At 67.2% G+C, this 19,317-nt stretch carries 17 protein-coding genes; all 17 read right to left on the bottom strand.

Annotated elements, in window-relative coordinates; genetic code table 11:
- The gene (locus PA6_RS18300) at positions 1 to 960 is read right to left on the bottom strand and encodes a serine/threonine-protein kinase (RefSeq protein ID WP_021702450.1); all 960 of its coding nucleotides are present in this window, start codon (positions 958 to 960) and stop codon (positions 1 to 3) included.
- On the bottom strand, positions 957 to 1,688 hold the full coding sequence (locus PA6_RS18295; protein WP_021702449.1) for a PP2C family protein-serine/threonine phosphatase: 732 nt from the start codon (positions 1,686 to 1,688) through the stop codon (positions 957 to 959). Before PA6_RS18295 ends, PA6_RS18300 begins: the two co-directional genes overlap by 4 nt.
- The gene (gene tssM, locus PA6_RS18290) at positions 1,688 to 5,209 is read right to left on the bottom strand and encodes a type VI secretion system membrane subunit TssM (protein ID WP_021702448.1); all 3,522 of its coding nucleotides are present in this window, start codon (positions 5,207 to 5,209) and stop codon (positions 1,688 to 1,690) included. Before tssM ends, PA6_RS18295 begins: the two co-directional genes overlap by 1 nt.
- Before the next feature lie 6 nt (positions 5,210 to 5,215).
- A complete protein-coding gene (gene icmH, locus PA6_RS18285; RefSeq protein ID WP_021702447.1) occupies positions 5,216 to 6,082 on the bottom strand; it encodes a type IVB secretion system protein IcmH/DotU in 867 nt (288 codons plus the stop codon).
- 2 nt (positions 6,083 to 6,084) lie between these two features.
- On the bottom strand, positions 6,085 to 7,416 hold the full coding sequence (gene tssK, locus PA6_RS18280; protein WP_021702446.1) for a type VI secretion system baseplate subunit TssK: 1,332 nt from the start codon (positions 7,414 to 7,416) through the stop codon (positions 6,085 to 6,087).
- Positions 7,417 to 7,419: 3 nt separating this feature from the next.
- Complete coding sequence (gene tssJ, locus PA6_RS18275; RefSeq protein ID WP_043216985.1) at positions 7,420 to 7,890, bottom strand: type VI secretion system lipoprotein TssJ; 471 nt, start codon at positions 7,888 to 7,890, stop codon at positions 7,420 to 7,422.
- A gap of 20 nt (positions 7,891 to 7,910) precedes the next feature.
- Positions 7,911 to 9,134: a type VI secretion system-associated FHA domain protein TagH gene (gene tagH / locus PA6_RS18270; RefSeq protein WP_021702444.1), complete on the bottom strand. Its 1,224-nt coding sequence runs from the start codon at positions 9,132 to 9,134 to the stop codon at positions 7,911 to 7,913.
- A gap of 18 nt (positions 9,135 to 9,152) precedes the next feature.
- On the bottom strand, positions 9,153 to 9,290 hold the full coding sequence (locus PA6_RS18265) for a hypothetical protein (RefSeq protein ID WP_021702443.1): 138 nt from the start codon (positions 9,288 to 9,290) through the stop codon (positions 9,153 to 9,155).
- Between the two features lie 38 nt (positions 9,291 to 9,328).
- Positions 9,329 to 9,685 carry a DUF805 domain-containing protein gene (locus PA6_RS18260; RefSeq protein ID WP_021702442.1) on the bottom strand — a complete coding sequence of 119 codons (357 nt, stop codon included), beginning with the start codon at positions 9,683 to 9,685 and terminating at the stop codon, positions 9,329 to 9,331.
- A gap of 12 nt (positions 9,686 to 9,697) precedes the next feature.
- Complete coding sequence (locus PA6_RS18255; protein ID WP_043217007.1) at positions 9,698 to 11,203, bottom strand: sigma-54-dependent Fis family transcriptional regulator; 1,506 nt, start codon at positions 11,201 to 11,203, stop codon at positions 9,698 to 9,700.
- A gap of 22 nt (positions 11,204 to 11,225) precedes the next feature.
- Positions 11,226 to 13,802: a type VI secretion system ATPase TssH gene (tssH, locus tag PA6_RS18250; protein WP_021702440.1), complete on the bottom strand. Its 2,577-nt coding sequence runs from the start codon at positions 13,800 to 13,802 to the stop codon at positions 11,226 to 11,228.
- Positions 13,803 to 13,814: 12 nt separating this feature from the next.
- Complete coding sequence (gene tssG, locus PA6_RS18245) at positions 13,815 to 14,822, bottom strand: type VI secretion system baseplate subunit TssG (RefSeq protein WP_021702439.1); 1,008 nt, start codon at positions 14,820 to 14,822, stop codon at positions 13,815 to 13,817.
- Positions 14,786 to 16,576, bottom strand: coding sequence for a type VI secretion system baseplate subunit TssF (gene tssF / locus PA6_RS18240; RefSeq protein WP_021702438.1), 1,791 nt, complete (start codon positions 16,574 to 16,576; stop codon positions 14,786 to 14,788). Before tssF ends, tssG begins: the two co-directional genes overlap by 37 nt.
- Positions 16,576 to 16,941: a carboxypeptidase-like regulatory domain-containing protein gene (locus PA6_RS18235; RefSeq protein ID WP_147289546.1), complete on the bottom strand. Its 366-nt coding sequence runs from the start codon at positions 16,939 to 16,941 to the stop codon at positions 16,576 to 16,578. Before PA6_RS18235 ends, tssF begins: the two co-directional genes overlap by 1 nt.
- Before the next feature lie 98 nt (positions 16,942 to 17,039).
- Entirely contained in the window at positions 17,040 to 17,426 is a 387-nt protein-coding gene (locus PA6_RS23470) for a hypothetical protein (protein WP_021702436.1), read from the bottom strand.
- Positions 17,419 to 18,882, bottom strand: coding sequence for a PAAR domain-containing protein (locus PA6_RS18230; protein WP_021702435.1), 1,464 nt, complete (start codon positions 18,880 to 18,882; stop codon positions 17,419 to 17,421). The genes PA6_RS23470 and PA6_RS18230 overlap by 8 nt, the downstream gene beginning before the upstream one ends.
- Before the next feature lie 24 nt (positions 18,883 to 18,906).
- Positions 18,907 to 19,314 carry a type VI secretion system baseplate subunit TssE gene (gene tssE / locus PA6_RS18225; protein ID WP_021702434.1) on the bottom strand — a complete coding sequence of 136 codons (408 nt, stop codon included), beginning with the start codon at positions 19,312 to 19,314 and terminating at the stop codon, positions 18,907 to 18,909.
- Positions 19,315 to 19,317 lie beyond the last annotated feature (3 nt).

The following is a 19,317-nucleotide window of genomic DNA, read 5'->3' as shown; positions in this document are numbered from 1 at the left end:
TCAGGCCGGGCGGCGCAGCAGGCGGGTCAGCAGCGACGCGCTCGGGCGCTGGGCGCGGAAGGCACGCAGCAGATCGGGCAGGCTGCTGCGCTTGGCCGGGTCGAATTCCAGCGCGGCGCGCAGGGCCGGCCACAGTGCGCGGGGCAGGTCCGCGGGGGCCGTCAGTGGCAGTTCCATTGCCTGCGCCTGTTTAGCACTTTGCCGGCGGAAAGGATGCTGGCCGCTGCACAGTTCGTAGATCACGCAGGCCACGGCGTAGACGTCGGCGGCGGCGTTCAGGGTGGCGCCGTCGAGCAGTTCCGGGGCGGCGTAGCGCGGCGTCCAGGCGGCGAAGCGGCTGCGCGCCAGGCGTGGCAGGCCCTTGAGGAAGCCCTCGCGGGCCTGGCCGAGGCCGAAGTCGAACAGGCGGATGTCGTCGTCGCCGAGCATCAGGTTGCTCGGCTTGAGGTCGCCGTGCAGCACGCCCTGGTCGTGGGCGTAGCGCAGTGCTTCGAGCAGGCTGACGGCGAGGCGCTGCGCCTCGGCCCAGGGTAGGCCGCTGGGGTACTGGTGCAGCACATGGTCGAGGGTGTTGCCCTTGAGTAGCTCCATGGTGATGAAGGCGCGCTGGCAGGCCGGGTCCACTTCGAAGCTGTAGAAGCGCACCAGGTTGCGGTGGCTGAGCCGTGCGGTGAGGGCGAACTCGCTGTAGAGCAGGGCGCTGGCGTCCGGGTATTCGGCGAAGTCCTCGCTGAGGGTCTTCAGCGCCACCCAGGGTTGCGGCTCGCCGAACTGCTCGCGCAGCAGGTCGCGGGCACGGTACACCGCGCCCATGCCGCCGACGCCGAGCAGGCGTTCGATCTGGTAGCGGCCGCAGAGAATGCCCGGCAGATCGCGCGGCAGCGGGCGCGCGGCACGCGCCGGCGTGGCCCCGGCCATCACCGTGAGGTCGGCGCTGGCAACCTTGGCTTCGGCATTCATCGGTTGATCACCACGCCGCTCAGGTTGTCGCGCGCCGGCCCCAGCAGGGCCAGCTCGAACAGGCGTTGCAGCGCCAGCTGTGGGCTGGGGCGCAGCAGCGCGGCGGTCAGCAGGTCGTGGTCGAGGTCCTGGTAGAGACCGTCGCTGCACAGCAGGAACACGTCGCCGGGCAGGCTCTCCAGTTCGAGGATGTCCAGCTGCAGCTCCTCGGCGGCGCCGATGGCCCGGGTCAGGGCATGGGCGCCGGGTTGGCGTGCCGCTTCGTCCGGGCTCATGCCGCGCTCCTCCACCAGTTGCTGCAGCAGCGAGTGGTCGCGGCTCAGCTGGAACAGCTGGCGCCCGCGCAGCAGGTAGCAGCGGCTGTCGCCGGCCCACACGCAGGCCACCCGGCTACCCTCGGCGAGCAGCGCCACCACGGTGCTGCCGACCAGCAGGTCGGGGGTCTCGCCGGTCAGGGTCAGGCCCAGGCTGAGGTGGCGATTGAGGCGGTGCAGGCAGTCGCGCAGGGCGTCCAGACGGTCCTCGAAATCCAGCCCGGCGGGCAGCTCGGCCAGGCTCTCGACGATCAGCCGGCTGGCCAGGTCGCCGGCCTGGTGGCCGCCCATGCCGTCGGCGACCACCCACAGGCCCTGCTGCGGCTGGTCGAGGAAGGCGTCCTCGTTGCGCGCGCGCACCTTGCCGGTGTCGGTGCGCCCGGCACTGCTCCAGAGGCGTTGGGCGACCTTCATCAGAGGGTCGCCGGCAGCTTGAACTGGCGCAGCAGGCTGGCGTCGAACGGGTTCGGCGAGCGCTGGCTGTGCAGCAGGTACTTGGCCTGCAGGCCGCTCAGGTTGGCCTTGAGCAGTAGCACGTCACGCCCGCTGTGCTGTTCGACCTGCATCTGGTCGAGCAGGCGGAACAGCGCCCAGGGGCCACTGTCCTTGCCGATGCCGACGCGGCGGCCGCCCTGTTCCTCCAGCACCAGGCTGCTGCGCTCGTTCTCGCCCTCGGCCGGCCAGCGGAAGGCGCTGGCGATGATCGGGCCGTGGCGGTATTCCAGCTGCTGGCCGCCAAACTGGAAGTCGGCGCGGTTGACGCTGTAGTCCAGGGCAAAGGGTTCCAGCTTGAACAGCACCAGCGGCTCGGCCGGGTTCTCGGCGAAGAAGCTGCGGCGGATCACCTGGGTGCGGTTCATCTGCGCCAGGAACACCGGCGACAGTGGCAGGCCCTGGCCGTCCAGGCGGCGCAGCTGGTACTTGCCCTCGCTGTCACTGACGAAGGCCTTGAGGTAGCGGTCGACGAAGGCATCGGCCACACCATCGGCCTTGAAGAACTCGCGGAAGTCGGCGATGGCCACGTCGCTGTCGCTCTTGGCGCTGAACGGGTAGCGCTTGAACAGCGACTCCTTGTAGAAGCCGTACAGCTCGTGGCGGTAGCGCTTGTTCAGGTAGCCATAGGCGTCGTTCAGCACTAGCTGCCAGCTGTCGTCAGCCAGCAGGGTCAGCCAGTTGGCCACCGGTTGCGGCAGGCGCGCGGCAGTACCGCGGACCTGGTTGATCGCATCCGGGCGGCCCTGCATGCGCGCCTTGGCCATCTCGAAGGCAGCCTGTTCCGGCGAGCTGGCATGGGCCAGACCGCTCAGCTGCAGCTGCAGGGCATCCAGCGCCTGCAGGGTGGCGGCCAGTTCCGGGCCGGCGCCGCTGTTGTCGTCGAGCAGCCGGTGCAGCGGCTCGAAGCGCCGTTGCAGGGCCTTGCGCGCGGTGTCCGGCAGGCTCTTGGCGACGGCGTCCAGGCCCTTGCCGGCGGCGGCCGCAGCCAGCTTGCCCTGCTTGCCGAGCTTGGCCTGGGCGGCCAGGTCGTCGACCTGATCGGCGGCGGCCGGCAGGTCGAAGCGGGTGTTGTCGCGTACTTCCACCAGCACCTGCAGCAGCGGCGAGTTGGCCGCGGTCAGGGCGGTGAGGGTGGTGATGCCCTGGGCGGTGTTGCCGAGCGGCTCCAGGCCCAGCTGGGCGACGGCCTCGCCCCAGTAGTTGGCGTAGTCGCGGAAGTACAGCTGCTCCAGCTCCACCATCAGGCGGCCGAGGTCCTGGTCGCTGAGCTGGTTGCCTTCGCCCAGCACCCAGTTGTCCTCGAGGATGTCGCGCACCAGGCCGAGGCCCTGGGCGACGAAGAACTGCTGGTAGCCCTTCTGCGTGTACAGGCCGGGAATGGCGTAGTCGCTGCCCAGCAGCAGCGGCGCCTGAGCGCCGAGGGCCTGGGCGATGCGGTACTCGGGCAGGCTGCGCGCCTGGTCGCGGAGCATGCGGTAGACCACGCCGGCCAGCGACTCGCTACGCAGGATCTGCCGCGCCTCGGCGACCAGCGTCTGGTTAAGCGGGTAGGCGGCAAAGGGTTCGCTCAGCAGGCGCTGGAAGTGGCCGCCCAGGCCCTTCTGCGTCGCTTCGTCACCGGCGTAGCGCAGCGACCAGTCGGCGGCCAGCCAGTCCTGCAGGAAGGCCGGGTCGCGGCGCTCCTCGAGGTTGAGCATCAGGTAGGCGCGCAGGCTGCCCAGCAGCAGCTCGCGGTCGTCGCGGTTGGCGCGGATCTGCGCCTCCAGCTGGCGGGCCACGCGCGGCAACAGTTCCTGCTCCAGGCTGCGACGGTAGGCGGCATGCACCTCGGGCTGCACGGCCGGGCCCTGGTACAGGCCGCCGCGCTCCAGCAGGCTGGCGTCGCCCGGCGTTGGGAACACCTGGGTGGCGGCATGGCTGCCATCGAGCAGCGGCAGCACGCGCTTGGCCTCGTCCTGGGCGCTCACGCCCTCGCCCTCGCGGGTCAGCTGCAGGGCCAGCTCGCGCAGCTGTTCCAGGCGACCGTGGTTGGCCGAGTAGCTGGTGCCCCAGAGTAGGCCGAACAGCACCAGGCAGGCGGCGGCGCCGGCATACAGGCCACGCTGGCGCCAGTTGATGCGGCGTACTTCCTTGTCGTCCAGGCCGGCCAGTTCGGCCTCGGGGAAGATCACCCGGCTGAGCAGCTGGTGGATGAAGCGTGCGCGGCCGCTGCGGTAGGTCGGCAGGCTGCTGCCGGCCAGGCCGAGGTTGCGACCGATGCCGGTGGTGCTCGGGTCGAGCAGCTCCTGCAGCTGCGGCGCGCTGGTCAGGTAGAAGCCGCGCAGGTGGCTGGGGCGCTGGTAGCGGTTGCCGCTGAAGGCCAGTTCCACCAGCAGGCACAGGCGTTCGCCGAGCTGGCCGAGCTGGTGCGGGAAGTCGAGGATACGGCCGCGGCGCTGGGTGTCGCGCTCCTGGTGCAGGCGCATGATCACCTGGCTGTTGAGACGGCGCAGCAGCTCTTCGAACTCCTGGCGCACCACGCTGGCGTCGGTGGCGTTCTGCCCCTTGCGGAAGCTGGCGCCGAGCACCTGGTCGCTTTCCTCGCGGCTGAGCTGGTCGAAGAACTCGTCGAAGCCCATGACCTTGTCGGCCTTGCTCAGCACCAGGTACACCGGCACCTCGGCGCGCAGTTCGGCGTGCAGCTCGTGCAGGCGCTGGCGCAGCTGGCGGGCGAAGTTCTCCAGCTCCAGTTCGCTGGCGTACAGCAGGGTATCCACCGGGATGCTCGCCAGCACGCCGTTGAGCGGGCGCGCGCGGCGCTTGCGCAGCAGGCTCAGCAGGGTGTGCCAGGCGCGGCTGTCGACCGCCACGTCGGGCTGGGTCAGGTAGCGGCCGGCGGTGTCGATCAGCACCGCGTTGTCGGCGAAATACCAGTCGCAGTAGCGGGTGCCGCCGACGTCCTTGGTCAGGCGGCGTTCGTCGCCCTTGTTCAGCGGGAAGTCCAGGCCGGAGAATTCCAGCAGGCTGGTCTTGCCGCTACCCTCGGCGCCGAGCAGCAGGTACCAGGGCAGCTCGTTGCGCCACTTCTCGCTACGCCCGCGGTACAGGCTGGAGGTCTTCAGGGTGCGCAAGGCCTGCTTGAAGCGGCCGCGCAGCTCCACCTGCTCCTCGCTGATCAGGCCCTCGCGGCGCAGGCGCTCCTGGGCGTCGACGTCGTCCGCCTCGGCCTTCTTGCGCAGATTGGCGCGCCAGCTGATGAACACGATGAACAGGCCCCAGACGAGGAACAGCAGGCTGATGCTGACCAGGCGGCTGGCCGCCGGCTCCCAGAACTTGGAGTCGGCCACTGCCAGCAGCGGGCCGACGAACCAGATCAGCAGGGCCAGCACCAGTACCAGGCACAGGCTCCAGACCCAGGTCTTGCGGAACAACGCCGCCGTTTTCTTGAGAAAGTCCTTCATCTCAGATCATCCCTGATTGCTGTGTGCGGGGGCCGGGGCGACCTCGGCCGCCTGATAGGGTTGCAGTACCGTGCCGCGCTGCTCGTGCAGCACCCAGCTGAAGCCGGCGTAGAGCAGCGCCAGGCCGGCCACCGTGGCCACCGCCACCAGCCAGCCGGGGACGATGCGTACCAGCCGGCGGCGGCCATCCTTGAGGCCTTCCCAGTGCGGCGACAGTTCACGCGGGATGTCGCCGCACAACTGGCGGATCTGCCGGTACAGGCTGTCGCGGATCGCCTCCAGTTCGAGCATGCCGCGCGGCAGCACGCGGTACTTGCCCTCGAAGCCGAGCGACAGGCAGATGTACATCAGCTCGAGCATGGCCAGGTGCTTGACCGGGTTGCGCGACAGGTGTTCGAGCAGCTGGAAGAACTTCTCGCCGCCGAAGGTCTCGTTGTGGAAGGTCGACAGCAGGCTCATCTGCGACCAGGCGCTCTCGTTGCCCCAGGGCGTGGTCACCACCGCCTCGTCGACCACGGTGCACAGCACGTAGCGCGCCGCCATCACCTGGCCGCCGTCCATGCCTTCCTGCAGGGCGCGGTGCTCGAACAGCTTGATCGCCACGTTGAGGCGTTCGTTGAGCGCGTCGAAGTTCTCCGCGGCGGCCGAGGTCTTCAGCCGCACCACTTCCGAGAGCAGCAGCGCGCTGGCGGCCACCAGCGGGTTGAAGCTGATGTTGAAGACTTCCGCCGGGCGCATGCGCGCGGCATGCACCATGCGCTCTTCGAGCTGCTCGAAGCGTGGCGCGTTGAAGTCGGTGAGCGGGCCGCGCGGGGCGGCGCCTTCTCCCTGGCGGCTAAGGACGACGGTGGTGTCCTGTGCTTCCCTGATCATGTTCAGCTCCTGATCGCCCAGAATTTCAGTTCAAGCCCGGCGAAGTCGCCGGACACGTGGAAGGCAAAGCCGCCGGAGCTTTCCAGCTGCGCCAGTTCCTCGGCGCTGAACTCCAGGGCGAAGTAGGTCTTGCCGGCGTGAAACGGAATCTGCCGCGGTGCCACCGGCAGCGGTTTCACCTTGATCCCCGGCAGGTGCAGGTTGACCAGCTGGCGGATGCGCTCCACGGCGCCGATCTTCAGGTGCGCTGGCAGACGCTTGCGCAGCTCCTCGGATTCGCACTGGGCATTGGCGGCGAGGATGAAGGTGGCGCTGCCGAGCAGCTTGTGATCCTGCAGCGGCGAGACCTGGATGCCGTACTGGCGCTGCTGAAGCGGCAGCTCGATGGCGTGCTGTTCCAGCACCATGGACAGCACCTGGCGCAACGCCTCCATCAGCTTGCGGAAGCTGCCGGCCTGGTCGTTGTGCAGGTAGCGGCCGTCCAGGCGCGGGCGCTTGTGGTCGGCGGCGAAGGTGGCCAGCTCGCCGAGCAGGCCGACCAGCTCGCGGTACAGCAGCTCCGGGTGCATCTGCTCCAGGCTGAGGTAGTGGCGCAGCTGTGGCTCGTAGCGGTTGACCAGCTGCAGCATGAGGAAATCGCCGACTTCGGTATTGCCCAGCTTGCCGGCGGCGCGCACCCGTTCGGCGAGGATGTCGCCGCGGTGGCCGAGCAGGCTGATCACTTCCTTGAGGCAGGACAGCAGGTAGCTGGAGGCCTGGGTGTGCAGGAAGGTCGGGCTGAATTCCGGGTCGAGGCTGATCACCCCGTCCGGGCTGGTGTCGAAGATTTCCGCCACCTTCAGTTTCACGAAGGCCTGGTCGTTCTGCTGCTCGCCGAGCAGCAGGCGGAAGTCCGGGCGGCCGCAGCTGACCTGGCTGACGGTGACGTCGCCGGCGTTGGAGTCGGCCACTTCCAGTTCATGGGCGCGGTAGCGCGCCAGCACGTCCTGCTGCTCGGCGCGGCGGCTCTCGATATGGTTGCCGGTGACCAGCGGCAGGGCCAGGTACACCGGGGTGGCCGCGGTATTCGGCGGCACGTCCAGGGCCAGCGGGTCGCGGCTGGCGTCCAGCTCGAACAGGCTGCCATCGGGCAGCACGCCGCTGGCCTGGCTGAGCACCAGCTTGCCCATGCCGAGGAACTGGCGGTCGATCTCCAGGCTGAAGAAGCCCCAGGGATAGATGTCCTGCAGGCGCGAGCGCGACTTGAGCTGGTGCTCGAAGTAGCGATCGTTCTGCTGGAAGTGCTGTGGGCGCAGGAGCATCCCTTCCTGCCAGACAACCTTGAGCATTTCCATTGCTCAGTCCTCTTGCTTGAGCGGTTCGAGGCCGCGTTCGCCGAGCATCACGCCGGCCTGGTTGATCTCGCCCTCTTCCAGGCTGACGACGTAGCGCCAGTTGGCTTCCGGCAGGTCGCGGTAGGCCGCGACCACGCCGACGTAGCGGCTGCCCGGTTGTACCGAGAGTTTCAGCTCGCGCGCCTCGCCGGGGCGCACTTCCATTTCCTCGAAGCTGACCAGGTCGGGCATCAGCGATTCCTTGGGCCGCTGGTATAGGGAGAAGAAGTCGGCGTTGTTGAACGACGAGGGGTTCTTCAGCTCCAGCAGGCGCACCACGATCGGCGACGGGCGGCCGCGCAGGTCCGGGTTGAGCTCTTCGCTGGCCTGCAGCTTGAGGTCGAGCTTGGTGGTGTCGGAGTAGGGCGACAGGCTGGCGCAGCCACCCAGGGCGGTGAACAGAGACAACAGGCTCAGGCTGATAAGACGGCGCATGGCATTCATCCTTTGCTTCTTCAGGAAGGCTGGTAATCGGTGTTGAGGGTGGCGATCAGGCGTACCTGCTCTTCGTAGGTCTTGGCGAAGTCACGGGCGAACAGGCGCTGGCTCCAGTCGTCGTCCTTCTGCAGCGCGCGGAAGTGGCGCTGGTAGGCGCGCCAGCGGCTGCCCGAGGTGGCCAGCAGCGGCTTGCGTTCCTGCTCGAAACGCAGGCACAGCTGCTCCGGCGCAAACTGCTCGAACAGGCCCTGCACCGCCGTGCGGCTGGCGGCATACAGCGCCACCTGGTGCGCCTGCAGGTCGCGGTAGGCGCGACCCACGGCCTGCTCGGCCGGCAGCGCGCCGGGCTTGTTGCCGCGCAGCAGGGCGCTCAGCGCCTCGCCGGCATCGCCGACCTGCTTGAGCGGGTTGTTGCCGGCGCTCTGCACGGTGGTCAGGGCCAGGCGCAGCTCGTTCTTCAGCTCGCTGCGGGTGCGCAGGCTCTGCTGCAGGCCGGCCACGCTCTGCTTGAGCAGGCGCGCGGCCTGCACGGCCAGGGCCTCGCGGGCCTCGGCGTCGAGGTCATCGAGTTTCACCCCGAGGGCGTCGCCGAAGCGCTGCCAGAAACCTTCGGCCAGCGGCTCGGCGACTGGAATGGGCATGGCGCGCGGCTGCGGGCGCGGTGTCACGACCGGCTCCGGCGTGGCCTCGGCTACCAGCTCGGGCAGCAGCAGGCTTTCCATGTCGATGCGCGCGTACTGGGTGCGCGCCTGCTCCTCTTCCGGGGCCTGTACCAGACCGGCGAACTCGTCCAGCTGGCTGTAGCCACGCGGGCGCTGCTGCAGGGCGGCGATCGGGTCGAGGTCGAGGAAGGCGTCGTCGGGGATGATGCTGCCGGCGTGCTGCACCTGGCCGATGCTGTCCTCGAACTGCGCCGGGTCCTGCAGCACGCGGGCGCGGATCTCCAGTTCGCCGAGGCAGTAGACGCTGCCGTGCTCGATGCGCTGCGGCTCGCCCTTGGGCAGGCGGGCGCCGCTGTCCTTGAGGGTCACGCCATTGCTGCTGGTGTCGGTCAGGTAGAAGTGCCCGTCGACGTAGCTGACCTGGGCGTGGCGCCCGGAGAGGATGCGCTTGCTGTCCGGGATGGCCCAGTCGCAGTCCTCGCCGCGACCGATCACGCCGCCGGCCTTCTTGAAGCTCTTGCTGGTCAGCAGACCCGGGGCGTATTGCTGGGCGCTGACGATGTCGAATACCAGTTCCATGGTAGGGGCTCCTTGGGGTCAGTCGTCGCGCTGCTGCTGCGCGTGCGGATCGCCCAGCGGGCGGTACTCGTCGTCGCTGGACTTGTAGTTGCCGTTGCAGCCGGCGAGGCCGAGCAGGGCGGCGAGCAGGGTGGCGGTCAGAAGGCGGTGGGACATCGCGGGTTCTCCACGGGCGGTTAATGAAGTTTCTGGACTCAAGCGATCACTGACCTTGGTTGCGGCCCGTATTCGTTCTCACGGTCTTGTCCGGGCCAGCTCACTAGCAGAGGCCAGAGTGCGGTTATCAAGATCATTGCGCCGTTGAAGCCCATGTCATGCAGGCGGCGGATCCCGAGACAGAGGTGGGCGGCAAAGACATAGAACAAGCCAAGAGCGGCGAACACATCGCAAGCAGCGTCTGCCCAGGAGAAGGGAAGCTGGTCGACAACAACAAGCGGAGCGAACGAAAACCAGCTCCATATCGAGAGCAGCAGGTACTTGAGGCGCCCGATGCGGCCGCTGGAAACCAGCGGCTCCAGGGTCAGCAGAAACAGAATGTCTTTGGCCTTCATGGTCGTTCTTCCTTAAACATCGGCCGGGCTGATATTCAGCCGGTCCATGCGGTACAGCAGGGTGCGCCGCGGCAGGCCCAGTTCGCGGGCGGCCTGGCTCTGGTTGCCGCGGTTCTTGCGCAGGCAGTCGAGCAGCAGGTTGCGTTCGACCTGTTCCAGGCGTTCGCGCAGGTTCATGCCGCTGTCCTCGACCTGGCTGGTCGGCTGCAGGTTGAAGTGCTCGGGCAGCAGCTCGCCGCCTTCGCACAGCAGCACGGCGCGGGCGATCAGGCCTTTCAGCTCGCGCACGTTGCCGGGGAAGGCGTAGCCGGCCAGGTGGTCCAGCGCCGCCTCGGACCAGCGATAGTCATCGCGCTGCAGGAAGCAAGCGGCTTCGGTGGCGAAGTGCCGGGCCAGTTGCAGGATGTCCTCGGCGCGGGCGCGCAGCGGCGGCAGCTCGATGGGGAAGTGCGACAGGCGATAGAACAGGTCCTCGCGGAAGCGCCCTTCCTCGACCAGCGCGCGCAGGTCGCGGTGGGTGGCGGCGATGATGCGCACGTCGACCTTGTGCGTCTGCGTGCTGCCCAGCGGGCGCACCTCGCCTTCCTGCAGCACGCGCAGCAGCTTGGCCTGCAGCGGCAGCGGCATGTCGCCGATCTCGTCGAGGAACAGGGTGCCGCCGTCGGCTGCATCGAACAGGCCCTTGCGGTCGCGGTCGGCGCCGGTGAAGGCGCCCTTGCGATAGCCGAACAGCTCGCTCTCCAGCAGGTTTTCCGGCAGCGACGCGCAGTTCTGCACGATGAACGCCTGGCTGCGGCGGAAGCCGCAGTCATGGATGGCGCGGGCGACCAGTTCCTTGCCGGTGCCGGTCTCGCCGGTCAGCAGCACGCTGGTGGGGTTGTGCAGCACCTTGCCGATCAGCTGGTACACGCCGCGCATGGCCGGGCTGCTACCGATCAGGCCGTAATCGCTGCGCAGCGCCGGGCTGGGCGCTTCCGGCGCCACTGTCTTGGGGGCGCGCAGGCGCTGCAGCAGCTGGTGCTGGGCCAGGGCGAAGGCGCCCAGGCTGGCCAGCGAGGCAGCGAAGACGTCGAGGTCGCGGGTGCTGCTGCTGGCCACCAGCAGCAGGCCGTTGACGCGCGCCTGCTCGTCCTGCAGCGGCAGGCACAGCAGGCTGCGCCAGGGCTTGTCGATGGCCGGCAGGAAGCTGGTCTCGTGCAGGCTGGGGTCGAGGTTGGCCAGGCTCAGGCGACGGTTCTGGCACAGGCAGTACTGCAGCAGCTGCTCGCCGTCGTAGTCGCTGGGCATGCTGGCTTCGTGCTCGGCGGCCTGACCGTCCAGCCACTCGGCGGCCAGGGTCAGGCGCGTGTGGGTGCTGTCCAGCAGGTACAGCTGGGCCAGGCGGCAGCCGGACAGCTGCGCGGCTGCCTCGGCCAGGGCCATCGGCAACTGCGCGGCGCTGGCCAGGCGGGCCAGCTGGGTGAACTGCTGCAGCAGCTGTTCGGCATAGGCCAGCGGCTGGCTGATGTGCCCCAGCAGCGGCACTTTCTCAAGCGAGCGTTCAGGCAAATTCACAGGCCAGTGCTCCTTCACCGTCCAGGGTGGCGTGTACGCGGGTAATCGGCTCGCCGCTGGCCATGGCGTCCAGCAGGCGGTCGGCGATGCGCGGCAGCAGGCTCTGCTCCAGCAGCTGGTCGATCAGCCGCGCGCCGCTCTCGCCGCTGGCGCAGCGCTCGGCCAGGTGCTCGAGCAGCGCCGGGCTGTGGCTGAACTGCAGGCGGCGCTTGTCCAGGCGCTGGGCCAGGCGTTGCAGCTTGAGCTCGATCAGCTCGCGCAACACGCTGCCGGCCACCGGGTAGTAGGGCACCACGCGCATGCGCGCCAGCAGGGCCGGCTTGAAGTGGCGGCTGAGGCTCGGGCGAATCGCCTCTTCCAGCTGCTCCACCGGCGGCCGCTGTTCGTTCGCGCAGAGTGCCTCGATACGTTCGCTGGCCAGGTTGGAGGTGAGCAGGATCAGGCAGTTGCGGAAGTTGATCTCGCGGCCTTCGCCGTCGTTGGCCACGCCCTTGTCGAAGATCTGGTAGAAGACGTTCATCACGTCCGGGTCAGCCTTCTCCACCTCGTCGAGGAGGATCACCGAGTAGGGCTTCTGCCGCACCGCCTCGGTGAGCATGCCGCCCTCGCCGTAGCCGACGTAGCCGGGCGGCGCGCCAATCAGCCGCGAGACCGTGTGCTTCTCCTGGAACTCGGACATGTTGATGGTGGTGAGGAAGCGCTCGCCGCCGTACAGCAGGTCGGCCAGGGCCAGGGCGGTCTCGGTCTTGCCGACGCCGCTGGGGCCGACCAGGAGGAACACGCCGGCCGGTGCGTCGTCCTTGTTCAGTCCGGCGGCGGCGGCGCGCATGGCGCGGTCCAGCACCTGCACCGCCTGCTCCTGGCCGCGCACGCGGGCGCGCAGGTCGTTGGCGAAGCTGGCCACCTTGGCGTTGTGTTCGCGCGCCAGCTGGCTCAGCGGCACGCCGGTCCAGTGGCTGATCACTTCGGCCACCAGGCGCGGGCAGACTTCGAAGCTGACCAGGCGCTCCTCACTCTGAGCCCTGGCCAGCTCGGCCTGCAGCTCACGCAATTGGCTTTCCAGCGTGGCCAGCTCCTCGCTGCCGTCGGCGCGGGCCTGGGCGCAGTGCTGGCGCAAGTCGAGCAGGCGCTCGGCCAGCTGGCGCTGTTCGCTCCAGCGCGCTTCGATCTGCTGCAGTTCTTCCGCGGCCTCGACCAAACGCTGTTCCAGCGCGGCCAGGGCGGCTTCGTCCACCGCCAGGCCGGCGTCCAGGTCGCGGCGCAGGGCCAGCGACTGGCGCTCGCCTTCGGCCAGCTCACCGCGCAGGCGCTCCAGCGCTTGCGGCGCGGCTGCCAGGCTGATGCGCACGCGGGCGCAGGCGGTATCCAGCACGTCGACCGCCTTGTCCGGCAGCTGGCGCCCGGCCAGGTAGCGCGCGGACAGCTCGGCGGCGGCCACCACCGCGTCGTCGCGCAGGTAGATGCCGTGGCTCTTTTCATAGATCGGGGCCAGGCCACGCAGGATGGTCACCGCTTCGCTCACGGTCGGCTCGTGCAGCTGCACCGGCTGGAAGCGCCGGGCCAGGGCCGGGTCCTTCTCGAAGTACTTCTTGTATTCGCTCCAGGTGGTGGCGGCGATGGTACGCAGCTCGCCGCGAGCCAGGGCCGGCTTGAGCAGGTTGGCGGCATCCGAGCCACCGGCCTGGGCACCGGCGCCGATCAGGGTGTGGGCTTCGTCGATAAACAGGACGGTCGGCTTGGCCGCACCCTTCACCTCGTCGATCACCCCCTGCAGGCGGCGCTCGAACTCGCCTTTGACGCTGGCGCCGGCCTGCAGCAGGCCCATGTCCAGGCCGAACAGCTCGACGCCGCGCAGCACGTCCGGCACTTCGCCGGCGGCGATGCGCAGGGCCAGGCCCTCGACCAGCGCGCTCTTGCCCACGCCGGCCTCGCCGACCACGATCGGGTTGTTCTTCCGCCGCCGGGCGAGGATGTCGATCATCTGGCGGATCGCGTCGTCGCGGCACAGCACCGGGTCGAGCTTGCCGTCGCGGGCGCGCTGGGTGAAGTTGTGGGTAAAGCGCTGCAGGTTGGATTCGCCGGCTGCGGCCGGTTTGCCGGACGTGCTCGGCTGTTGCTGGCTCAAGGCGAAGTCGCGCAGGCGCTCGGCGTCGATCTTCGCCAGCAGCGGCTGGTAGCGGCTGCCGGCGTAGCGCAGCGGATTGCGCAACAGGGCGAGGAGCAGTGCGGCCTGTTCGATCTGGCTCTGGCCCAGTTCCAGATTGGCCACCAGCAGGGCGTCCTGCAGCCACTGCACCAGCTCGGCGGAGAACACCGGGTTGCGCGATTCGCTGGCCTCGCCGCGTGGCTGCAGGGTGGCGGCCAGCTCGCCGGCGTCCACCTCGGCGTCCTGCAGGGCGCGGGCCAGCAGGCCGTCGCGACGTTCCAGCAGGCCGAGCAGCAGGTCTTCGACCAGGATCTTGCTGCCACCGCGCTGCAGGCAGCGTTCGGCGGCGGCTTCCAGTTCGCGGCGGGTCTCGGCGTCCAGTGCCTGGACCAGCTGTTGAAGGTCGACGTTGATCATTTCATCAGTCCTTTAATGAGTCTTGCTGCCGATGGTGACCACACCATCGGCCTGTTCGTGGCCGAGCCAGGAGGTCCAGCCGAGGTGGCAGACGTTGTCCGCGCCGATGCGCAGCTCGCGGATTTCCTCGTGGCGCAGGGCCAGGCGGATGTCGTAGTCGAGCGGGTCGCGCAGGGTGAAGCGCACCAGCGCGCAGAGCGGCTGGTAGCCGTTGCCGATCGGCAGGAATTCGTGGAAGCGCGCCCAGCTCAGCTGGCGGATATGGATGCGGAACTTGCCGCCGCGGTCGCGCACCGAGTCGCCCAGCACCAGGCTTTCGCCCAGCTGGCTGTTGGCCAGGCCGAGGCGGTTGCGCTGCTCGGCGATGATCTCGACGCGGCGCTCGACGCACTGCTCGATGCGCAGGTCGGCGTGCTTGAAGTAGTAACGCAGCACCGACTCGACCAGCGCCGCCGAGTGGGCGCGCAGGCTGAGCAGGCCGAGGTAGGGCAGCAGGCGCCGCCAGTTGAGGTCCTCGGCGGCGCGCAGGCGCTCGCCGCCGAGGCCGATCAGGGCGAACAGGCGCGCGGAGAACAGGTCACGGGCGCCGCTTTCGTAGTGCGCGTAGTAGCGGTACTTGCGCCAGATCGGCAGGAGCAGGCGCTGCAGGCGATCGTTGAACAGGTCGAGGAAGTCTCGGGTGGTGTTGCCGTCCGGGCCGTCGCCCAGGGCCTGCTCGCTGTAGAACGCCGGCAGTGGCGAGCCGGCGCCGAACAGGCCGACCAGGTTGATGCGCAGGCGCGCGCGCAGCTCGCCGTGCTCCTCGAAGAACTCCAGGCGATCGGTGTCGCTGCCGGGGAAGCCCAGGCTGGGGTTGGCCTGGAATTCCAGGCGCTCGTACAGCGCCTCCTCATCCAGCTCGGGATGGGCGGCGCGCAGGCGGTCCAGCACCCGCAGCACGCCCTGGAACAGGCTGTACTCGCGGATGCCGGAGCTGAGTTTGCTCAGAGCAGGGGCTGCTGCCCCATGCGCGGCGTCCATTGGTACACCTCTCCCTGTGTGCTCTGTACGCGCAGCTCGTGGTAGCTGTTGAGGCTGGCGTAGAGGGCGAAGAATTCATTGAGCACCGAGGCGAACAGGAACAGGTCCCCTTCGCCCAGGTAGCCGTCCTGGTCCATGGTCAGTTCGGTGCGCACGCCGCGAATCGGCAGGCCGCGATGCAGGCGGTCGACGTGCTGGTGGGCGATCTTCTTCAGGCCGCCGAGCATGCGCTGGCTGACCTTGAGCGCGTGCTGGTCGTAGTGGCGCGGCAGGTCGTAGGTTTCGAGGATGACCTTGAGCGCCTCGACGTCGGCCAGCGACAGGTAGTTCAGCGACATGTTGGAAATCAGCTTCCACAGATAGTCGCGGTGCAGTGGCGGCGCATAGCTCGGCGTCACCGTGCCGATATTGCGGAAGCTGAGGAACTCCGGGGTGTCTTCGCTGGGTAGGCAGATATCGCCCGGCTTGAGCTGGCGCGCCAGGCTCTGGTTGGTGCAGGTCAGCTCGATCGACAGGGTCTCCTGGGCATCGCCGTTGCGCGCGCCGAAGCTCAGCCAGGTCTCCAGGCCGTCGCCGAGCAGCGACGGCTGCTGGCGTACGCTGTAGTGCGGACGGGCGCGCGGTTGGTCGAAGCTGCTGTCGTGCTCGAACGACTCGAACGGCACGTATTCCTCGTAGCCCATGCCACCCGGTTTCCAGCCGGTCACCCGGTCCACCGAGAACACCCCGCAGTGCTGCGGGTCGAGTTCGGCCGGCAGCAGCAGGTACTGGTCCTGCTTGCCGTCCAGGCGGATCGGGATGGCGTCGTGGGCGAACAGATTGACCACCGGCGTGCAGTACAGGCGCACGTTATCCAGGGTCGGGCGGATGCGCTGCAGGCCGGTCTTGCGGATATCGAAGCGCAGCTCCAGGCCGCGGGCACGTTCCAGCACCTCGGCCGGCTGGCGCTGCAGCGCGTCCAGGCCCTTGAGCTCGACGAACAGGAACTTGTCCTGGAAGGCGAAGTATTCCTGCAGGTGGCGATAGCCGCGGAAGGTGTTGTGCGGGTAGGGGATCAGCGCGTGGTCTTCGCTGAAACCGACCGCCTCGACCTGGTTCGCTGGCAGGCCGATGGCCGGCAGCGGCAGGCCCTGTTCGCCGGTCAGCGGCTGGCCCTCGCCATCCAGCAGCACCAGCTGCAGACCGCCGAGGTGGCGCAACAGGCCGAGGTAGAGCAGTTGGGCGATATAGCGCTCGCCGGCCAGGTGCAGGCGCAGGGTGCTCAGGCCGACCTCGCCGAGATGGCCGTCGGCGCTCATGCCCAGGCGCAGGCTGAGCAGCGCGCCGTCGCCCTTCACCGAATAGTCCAGGCCGTTCAGCGCCAGCGGCAGCACTTCCGAGGCATAGGCGGTGCGGAAGCGGCAGGTCACGCCTTCGATGGCTTTGGCTTCCACCGGCGTATGGCGCGGCACCGAAAGGGCCGGGCCGGGGCGCTTGAGCGGGTCGAACTGCAGCATGCTGAAGGCCGGCAGCGGGCGCATGTAGTTGGGCCACAGCAGGTGCATCAGCGAATGGGTCAGCTCCGGCAGTTCGTCGTCGAGCTTCTGCCGCAGACGCCCGGTAAGAAAGGCGAAGCCTTCCAGCAGGCGCTCGACATCCGGATCACGCCCGGCCTGGCCGAGGAACGGCGCCAGCGCCGGGCTGCGCTCGGAGAAGCGCTTGCCCAGTTGGCGCAGGGCGGAGAGTTCGCTCTGATAGTGGTGGTTGAAGGACATTAGTGGGCCTGCTCCTTGGCCGATTCGATGCAGCGCCAGAGGTTGTCAGGCGTCTCTTCTTCGGGGGACCCGATGTATTCCGGCTGCAACGTCAGACGCGGCAGCTTCATTGGTTCTGACGAGCACCAATAGGTGCTCGTCCACATGCAACGGCGGGCGTGATAACCGGGGGCGCTGATCGACAGCGTGGTCCAGCATTGCGGCCCATCGGCCAGCAGGGCGTACAGGCGATAGTCACGGTGTTCGGCGAAGGCGAAACGGCCTTCGGCATCGCTGCGGGTTTCGTAGCGCCAGGACTCGTCGCTGCTGATATCCAGCTCAATCCTGGCGTCCGCCACTGCCTGCCCTGTTTCGGCGGACAACACGCGACCCTCGATGGCCGGGTTGCGGGTTACCGAGTGCGGGTAGGGTACGCAGGCGCTAAGAGTTAAAGCCGTCATGAGCAGATAGGCAACTTTCGTACTTATGGACATAGTTGATCTGAAGATATCTTCCAGATATCAACGGTATTTCCTGGTTCGCCAATCGAGGACTCTTCAAGAGCGGCGATAAATTCGGGCTTTTTCAGTGTTATCTTCTTCTGGTTCGCCGATATTTCCAGTTTGTAGGTATCCGGAAAACCACTGATCAAATCATCGCTAAAAGAGATATAAGAAAGCACCTCTGTGGATTCGCCTGGCTGCAGTGTTTTGACAAGATGCAGAGGTGTCTTGGCATTCGAGTATTCATTAACGTCAATGCTAACTGTGTATGAGCATTCATTGTAAAAATCTACGATAAAGACGTACTTTTCCTGGGCTGTGCAGCCAGTCATAAGCATGGTCGCGAATATGCCTAGTGTTCTAGTCATTGAACTCTACTCGGCTTAGCCAAAGCAGGCCTTTGACATCCTGCTCGGAGATGGATGATCTATCCCAGAAATCCAGCCAGGCAGCTTCTCCAACTGGGTCCTCGGTGAAGTAATGCATCACATCCAGCTCCCCGGTAGCTGAAATGTAGTGGTTGTCTTTTCTGTTTTGAGTCAAAACGGTGGAAGTATCTTTATGGCTCCATGAATAATGTGGTATCAGGCCGCCGTCACCATATTCATTAAGAACCAAATGACCGAATTCATGGGCCGCGGTGTGCATGAACTCTTCATCGGCGAAAAACGTAGGGTATCTGCGTACTGACCAGTATCCGAAGTTGTGGTGGATAACTCTGAAGCCTCCAAGGCTGGTTGACCGGCCGCCATCTACGGTTAAATTCTCGGTAAGCGGAAAATTCTTGGCGGAAGGTTTTGCATTAATGTCCGCCTGTACCGTACAGCGATAAAGTCCATTGCTGGTATTGATGCCGCTGGCGATGCCTTGGGTACGCGTACCATTGCGAGACCAGTAATGCTCAATCCCTCTCTTGGCCTGAGCTTCCAACGCTGGATATGCCAGTGGTGTGAGATTGCTGTTCTGATCCTTGATGCCGCCGTCGGAGAAACTTGGGCGTACAGTGACTTCGACAGTCTTGGCATTCTGATCGACCCGCGCATCTACCCAGTCCACTTCCTCGCTTTTATTGGCCAGCGGAAGCTCCATGATCTGCTGCAGGCCACCCTTGACCGCAGTCAGGCGCACCTTGAGCGCGGCACTCTTGAGCACCTTGGTATCGAGGACGCCGGCGAGGCTGTAGCCGTCCCATTGCCAGGGGTGTTCGCCGGTGGGCAGCAGCTTGGCGGTATCGGCTTCGGCATAGATCAGCGTGCTGCCGTCCAGCACTTCCAGGGTCAGGCTGTCGGCGGGTTGCTCGCGGTTGATGACCAGGAAATCGATGGTTTCCCGACTCTTCGTGGTGCCGCTGGCCAGCTCGGCGTAGTCGGGAATCTCCAGCGGAGTGAGGATGCGATTGCCGTCGGACTTCAGCTCCAGTCGGTAGTCCAGCGCCTCGCTCTTCTGCTCGGCGGCTTCGGCGCCCGGAACAAGTGCGTCGACAATTGCCGCCACGGCGCTGGCGACAAAGGACACCGGGGCGACCGGGCCTATCGTCGCTCCGCCACCACTGGTGCCAATCAACACCGTCCCCGACCCTGCCACCACCACATTGCCGTGGTTACCCACGGTGCCAATGGTGGTTGCCGGCTTGCCATTGATCAGCACGGTCGGGATTACATTGCCCGACAGCGCGCCGCCGCAGGCAGAGGCATCGCCCTGGCGGGCCGCCGGCAGGCTGTCGAACAGCACGTTGGGCGAGCCGACAGCGATGGGGTTGGTGCCGTGGCCGGGAACCGGGCAGGCGGTGGGGTCGCCCAGGCGGGCGGCGGGTTTACCGGACATCCATGCTCTCCTTTGAACAGGCCCTTACCTGACCTTCACTTGCCCGCTGCCATCCAGCTGCGCGGCGAAACTGACCTGGCGCTTGATGCCATCGACCTGCAGCAGCCCTTCGATGGCGAAGTTGAGGCTGAGCGGGTCGTGCTCGCGCGGCAGGGAAATGACCCGCACCTGTTTCAGGCGCGGCTCGTATTGTTCGATGAAGCGTTCGATCGCCATGCGTGCCTGCTGCAACGCGTCGTGCAGCGACAGGCGCATGTCGTTGAGATCGGGCAACCCGTAGTCGGGCAGCGTCTGCACGCTGCCCGCCCGGGTGCTGAGCATCTTGGCCAGATGGGCAGCCACCGAGGCCATCACGCTCACCTCGTGGTCGAGGCGGGCGCGGCCGACGGTGTCACCGCCGAGGCGCTCGAACAGGCTGCCGTATCCGGTCATTGC

Origin of the sequence: Aquipseudomonas alcaligenes NBRC 14159 (assembly GCF_000467105.1) — a bacterium.
In the GTDB taxonomy this organism is placed as follows: domain Bacteria; phylum Pseudomonadota; class Gammaproteobacteria; order Pseudomonadales; family Pseudomonadaceae; genus Aquipseudomonas; species Aquipseudomonas alcaligenes.
The sequence above is the reverse complement of the archived record's forward strand: the minus strand, read 5'-3'. Positions and strand labels throughout refer to the sequence as shown.

Bases quoted from the DNA above. Each gene is read 5' to 3' on its own strand.
- tssH (WP_021702440.1), bottom strand. From the start codon at position 13,802: ATGATCAACGTCGACCTTCAACAGCTGGTCCAGGCACTGGACGCCGAG.
- tssG (WP_021702439.1), bottom strand. From the start codon at position 14,822: ATGGACGCCGCGCATGGGGCAGCAGCCCCTGCTCTGAGCAAACTCAGC.
- tssE (WP_021702434.1), bottom strand. From the start codon at position 19,314: ATGACCGGATACGGCAGCCTGTTCGAGCGCCTCGGCGGTGACACCGTC.
- PA6_RS18295 (WP_021702449.1), bottom strand. From the start codon at position 1,688: ATGAAGGTCGCCCAACGCCTCTGGAGCAGTGCCGGGCGCACCGACACC.
- tagH (WP_021702444.1), bottom strand. From the start codon at position 9,134: ATGGAACTGGTATTCGACATCGTCAGCGCCCAGCAATACGCCCCGGGT.
- tssM (WP_021702448.1), bottom strand. From the start codon at position 5,209: ATGAAGGACTTTCTCAAGAAAACGGCGGCGTTGTTCCGCAAGACCTGG.
- PA6_RS18300 (WP_021702450.1), bottom strand. From the start codon at position 960: ATGAATGCCGAAGCCAAGGTTGCCAGCGCCGACCTCACGGTGATGGCC.
- tssF (WP_021702438.1), bottom strand. From the start codon at position 16,576: ATGTCCTTCAACCACCACTATCAGAGCGAACTCTCCGCCCTGCGCCAA.
- icmH (WP_021702447.1), bottom strand. From the start codon at position 6,082: ATGATCAGGGAAGCACAGGACACCACCGTCGTCCTTAGCCGCCAGGGA.
- PA6_RS18260 (WP_021702442.1), bottom strand. From the start codon at position 9,685: ATGAAGGCCAAAGACATTCTGTTTCTGCTGACCCTGGAGCCGCTGGTT.
- tssJ (WP_043216985.1), bottom strand. From the start codon at position 7,890: ATGCGCCGTCTTATCAGCCTGAGCCTGTTGTCTCTGTTCACCGCCCTG.
- tssK (WP_021702446.1), bottom strand. From the start codon at position 7,416: ATGGAAATGCTCAAGGTTGTCTGGCAGGAAGGGATGCTCCTGCGCCCA.
- PA6_RS18265 (WP_021702443.1), bottom strand. From the start codon at position 9,290: ATGTCCCACCGCCTTCTGACCGCCACCCTGCTCGCCGCCCTGCTCGGC.
- PA6_RS18230 (WP_021702435.1), bottom strand. From the start codon at position 18,882: ATGTCCGGTAAACCCGCCGCCCGCCTGGGCGACCCCACCGCCTGCCCG.
- PA6_RS23470 (WP_021702436.1), bottom strand. From the start codon at position 17,426: ATGACTAGAACACTAGGCATATTCGCGACCATGCTTATGACTGGCTGC.